At 65.5% G+C, this 4,898-nt stretch carries 4 protein-coding genes; all 4 read right to left on the bottom strand.

From position 1 onward, the window contains the following. A partial coding sequence (locus V6M48_RS02855) for a TonB-dependent receptor plug domain-containing protein (RefSeq protein ID WP_332811013.1) occupies positions 1 to 897 on the bottom strand: 897 nt, incomplete at its 3' end. Between the two features lie 265 nt (positions 898 to 1,162). Beyond that, positions 1,163 to 2,848: a sulfate adenylyltransferase subunit CysN gene (gene cysN / locus V6M48_RS02850; protein ID WP_332811012.1), complete on the bottom strand. Its 1,686-nt coding sequence runs from the start codon at positions 2,846 to 2,848 to the stop codon at positions 1,163 to 1,165. Then, positions 2,848 to 3,756, bottom strand: coding sequence for a sulfate adenylyltransferase subunit CysD (cysD, locus tag V6M48_RS02845; protein WP_332811014.1), 909 nt, complete (start codon positions 3,754 to 3,756; stop codon positions 2,848 to 2,850). The genes cysN and cysD overlap by 1 nt, the downstream gene beginning before the upstream one ends. 68 nt (positions 3,757 to 3,824) lie before the next feature. Further along, the coding region (gene cysG, locus V6M48_RS02840) for a siroheme synthase CysG (protein ID WP_332811011.1) at positions 3,825 to 4,898 on the bottom strand (1,074 nt) is incomplete at its 5' end.

Below are 4,898 nucleotides of genomic sequence, written 5' to 3'. Positions count from 1 at the left end.
GCCGAACGACCGCCCGAGGGTGTTCGGGAGACCGGTCGTGCGGTCGACATAGGGCTGCGGCGAATTCACCGAGCTGTTCGAATCGAAATATTCGCCGATCAGGACGAACTTCATCGTGTCGCTCGGACGGAACAGCAATTTGCTGCGCACGTCGAAGACTTCGAGCTCGCCGAGCTTGCCGCCGCGGACGAGATCCTCAACATAGCCGTCGGTCTTGCGATAGAGCGCCGCAACGTCGGCCGCGACCGTCTCGGTCAGGCCACCGGTCAGGTAGCCGCGGAAATCGTAATCGTCGGTGCCTTCGGCAGTCCGGCCGTAGCGGGCAGCGAGCCGCCCGCTGGTGTTGAACTTGGGATCGGGGGTGATGACGTTGATCAAACCGCCGGTCGCGTTGCGGCCGAACACGGTGCCCTGCGGGCCGCGCAGCACTTCGACGCGCTCGACCTCAACCAGCTCGACATAGGTCGAGAAGGGATCGGCCTGATAGATGCCGTCGACATAGGTTGCGACGTTCGCCTCGTCGCCAACCGAGATGCCGTTCGATCCGACGCCGCGGATGGTCGGCGTGAACACGCCGAAGTTGCGCGCGCCGTTGAAGCCGGGAACGACTTGGGTGAGGTTGCGAACCGAGGTGACGTCGGCGGCCTGCAGCATCTCGCCGGCGATCGCGGTGACGGTCACGGGAATGTCCTGGAGGCGCTCCTCGCGGCGAGTGGCCGTGACGACGATGTCCTCGAAACCGCCCTCGTCGGCGGCGGGCGCCTCGCTGGTTGCGGTCGCTGCAGGAGCGGCCGCGGCCGGAGCCGGCGCTGGATCAGGCGCTCCAAGTTCCTGCGCCATTGCCGGCGCGCTGACCGTGCACAAAAGCAATGCCCACGTAGAATGAAGCTTCGACATTCACCTGATCTCCTGTTGGGTTGGTTCCACGCCCAGGACTGGGCGGGACACCGAATGTGCAGCGGCTGCTGCATCCGCGGATCAGGCGCCTAGCGTAGCTGCGCCAGCAAAGGCCAGACGTCGCAAACTGCTTCCAGATGTTTTTTGGGAACTGATGCAGAACTGCATCAAGTATTGTAACTAGTTCGGCTAATTATGCTTTTTGTGGATTGACAAAGATGACTAAGCGATCAGTGAACGCGCCGCGAGTCGCTCCCGCTGAAGGTCAGATGATCCAGTCCGCCCAATCGTCGGACGCGTCGGCGACATGGACGTCGCTGCCGAGCTCGTTCGCTTCATGCGAAGCGTCGAGCGCGACCAGGACGGTGACACCGGCACGGCTCATCAGACGCGCGACCTCGCGGGCGCGGCGCTTGTGCTCATTCTCGTCGGCGGGCGCGCTCCCGAGATCGGCGCTGAGACCTTCGCGCAGGCTCGCATCGTCGAGCACGAAGGTCGGCCGCCCGCGTGCGCCGAGCCGCTGCTGCGCTTTTTGCGCGACCGCGATCTTCTCCTCGGTTGAGCCGGTAAGCCAGATGATCCGCCCCGCCGCATGGTCGCCGGCTGCCGTGTCGGCCGCTTGCGGAAAGGAATCGACCATGCCGGCCGCGACCGTCGCGTTCGTCGCGCGGTCGATCAGGATGAAGCCGCCGAGATGGCGGTTGTCGGCATAGCTCTGCGCCGCGACCTTGCGGTCGAGCAGGATCTCGCAGCGGCCGATATCGTTGAGCTCGAGCGGCTGACCGGGCTGACGCTCCATCGTGTTGACGTCGATGACCTCGTCGACTCGCGCGACGCTGGCGGTGACCGTCTGGGTGCCGATCTTGAGCCAATAAGCGCGGCCGGGAACCATCGCCTCGGCCGCCATCCAGACCAAGGTGGCGCCGAGCCGGTCGTTGACCTCGGCCGGCGCCGAGGTCGCGACCATCAGATCGCCGCGTGAGCAATCGACCTCGTCGATCAATGTCAGGGTGACCGATTGGCCGACGATCGCCTTGTCGAGGTCTCCGCCGAAGGTGACGATCCGGTCGACCGTCGAACTGAGGCCGGAGGGAAAGATCGAGATACGGTCCCCCGGGCGGATCTCGCCGCTCGCGATCGTGCCGGCATAGCCGCGGAAATTCTGGTTCGGGCGGTTGACCCATTGCACCGCCATGCGGAACGGCTCGCCGCGCAGGCTGGTGTCGCCGACCGGCACGTTCTCGAGATATTCGAGCAATGCGGGGCCATCGTACCACGGCGCGTTGGCGCTGCTCTCTGTGACGTTGTCGCCGGCGAGGCCCGACAAGGGAATCGGAAGAAATTCCTCGATTCCGATCTGGTCGGCGAACGCGCGGTAATCGGCGACGATCGAGTCGAAGCGCGCCTGCGAAAAATCGACCAGGTCCATCTTGTTGATCGCGAGCACCAGCTTCTTGATGCCAAGCAGATGCGCCAGATAGCTGTGCCGCCGCGTCTGGGTGAGCACGCCCTTGCGCGCGTCGATCAGGATCACCGCGAGATCGGCGGTCGAGGCGCCGGTCACCATGTTCCGGGTATATTGCTCGTGGCCGGGGGTATCGGCGACGATGAATTTGCGCTTGTCGGTGGTGAAGAAGCGATAGGCGACGTCGATCGTGATGCCCTGTTCGCGCTCGGCGGCGAGGCCGTCGACGAGCAAAGCGAAATCGAGCGCTTCGCCCTGCGTGCCGACCTTCTTGCTGTCGCTCTCCAGCGCGCTCAGCTGATCGTCGAACAGCATCTTGCTGTCGTAGAGCAGCCGTCCGATCAAGGTCGACTTGCCGTCGTCGACCGAGCCGCAGGTCAGGAAGCGCAGCAACGACTTCTGCTGGTTGGCCTTCAAATAGGCGTCGACCTCGGCGGCGATCGCGTCGGGCGTCGCGCCGCCAAGCTCACGAAGCGCGGTGGCCATCAGAAATAGCCCTCCTGCTTCTTCTTCTCCATGCTCGCGGACTGATCATGGTCGATCGCCCTACCCTGCCGCTCCGAGGTGGTCGCGACCAGCATCTCCTGGATCACCGCAGGCAAGGTCGTCGCCTCGCTCTCGACCGCGCCGGTCAGCGGATAGCAGCCCAGGGTGCGGAAGCGCACTTTGCGCTCGACCGGGGTCTCGCCGGGCCGGAGCGGAAAGCGGTCGTCATCGACCATCAGGATCATGCCGTCGCGCTCGACCGTCGGGCGCGGCGCGGCAAGATAGAGCGGCACGATCGGGATGTTCTCGGCATAGATATATTGCCAGATATCGAGCTCGGTCCAGTTGGACAGGGGAAAGACGCGGATGCTTTCGCCCTTGGCCTTGCGCGCATTGTAGAGGCTCCACAGCTCGGGGCGCTGGTTCTTCGGATCCCAGCGGTGCTGCGCGGTGCGGAAGCTGAACACACGCTCCTTGGCGCGGCTCTTCTCCTCGTCGCGGCGCGCGCCGCCGAACGCAGCGTCGAAGCCATATTTGTCGAGCGCCTGCTTCAACCCTTCGGTCTTCCACAGATCGGTGTGGAGGCTGCCGTGGTCGAAGGGGTTGATCCCCTGCGCCATTGCCTCGGGATTGCGATAGACGAGCAGGTCCATGCCGCTCTCCTGGGCGACGCGGTCGCGCAGCTCGTACATCGCCTTGAACTTCCAGGTCGTGTCGACATGAAGCAACGGGAACGGCGGCGGCGAGGGATAGAACGCCTTGCGCGCGAGATGCAGCATCACGGCCGAATCCTTGCCGACCGAATAGAGCATCACCGGCTTCTCGGCCTCGGCGACGACCTCGCGCATGATCTGGATGCTCTCGGCCTCGAGCGCTTCGAGGTGGGTCAGCCCCGCGCTTTCCTCCAAGCCGGCACCTTCCTCAAGCCCGACACCTTCCTGGATCTCGATATCTTCCTGGATCAAAGTCTCTTCGCTCACGACGCGACCCCTGCGGCCCGGAAGGAAAGAACATTGGCGGGAGCGATCGACTGCTCGCGCGCCACCCTGCCGACGATGATCGTGATCGGCGCCGCCGGATCGAGCTGCTCGACCAAAGCGGCAAGATCGACGATGCGGCCAGCCACATGCGCCTGGTCAGGCCGGGTCGCGGCAGCGACGGCGACCGCGGGTGTCCCGGGATCCAGCCCCTCGGCCAGCGCGCGCTCGACGAACTGGGCCAAGGTGCGGCGGCCCATGTAGATGATCGTGGTGGCGCCGGGATCGGCGATCGCGGACCAGTCGATATCCTGCGGCAACTTGCCGTCGGCGGCGTGGCCGGTGACATAATGGATGCGGCGCGCGACACTTCGCTCGGTCAGCGAGAAGCCGAGCGCGGCTGCGGCGCCCTGCCCGGCCGAAATGCCGGGGACGATCTCGGTAGGGATCCCAGCGGCGCGGCAGGCCTCGACCTCCTCGGTCGCACGGCCGAAAACCAACGGATCGCCACCTTTCAGCCGAACCACCGTCTCGCCGGCGAGCGCAAGCTCGACGATCTGGCGATTGATGTCGTCCTGCTTGCACGAGGGCCCGTAACCCTTCTTGCCGACCGCAACTCTGCGCGCCTCGCGGCGGGCGAGCTCGAGCACCTCGGGCGCCACGAGATCGTCGTAGAGGATGATCGTTGCCGCCTGCAGTGCACGGACCGCCTTCATCGTCAGCAGTTCGGGGTCGCCCGGCCCGGCACCGACGAGGATGACACGGCCACGCTTCGCACCGGGTTCCACCGAAGCGAACAAGGCATCGCGATCGGCGTCGGTCGGGGCTCTGCCGATATTCGCCCAGGCATGACGGGTGAAATGCTCCCAGAAGGTGCGGCGGTCGCCAAAGTCGGCGATGCGCGCCTTGAGCTGCCGCCGCCAGGACTGCGCGGCCTTCGCCCAGGCGGAGAGGCCGGACGGGAGCAAGGTCTCGATCCGAGTGCGGATCGACTGGCCGAGCATCGGCGCCGCACCGTCGGTCGAGATGGCGAGCACGACCGGAGCGCGGTTGACGATCGTGCCGAACAGGAA

Source organism: Sphingomonas sp. (genome assembly GCF_036677245.1).
Lineage (GTDB): Bacteria > Pseudomonadota > Alphaproteobacteria > Sphingomonadales > Sphingomonadaceae > Allosphingosinicella.
The sequence above is the reverse complement of the archived record's forward strand: the minus strand, read 5'-3'. Positions and strand labels throughout refer to the sequence as shown.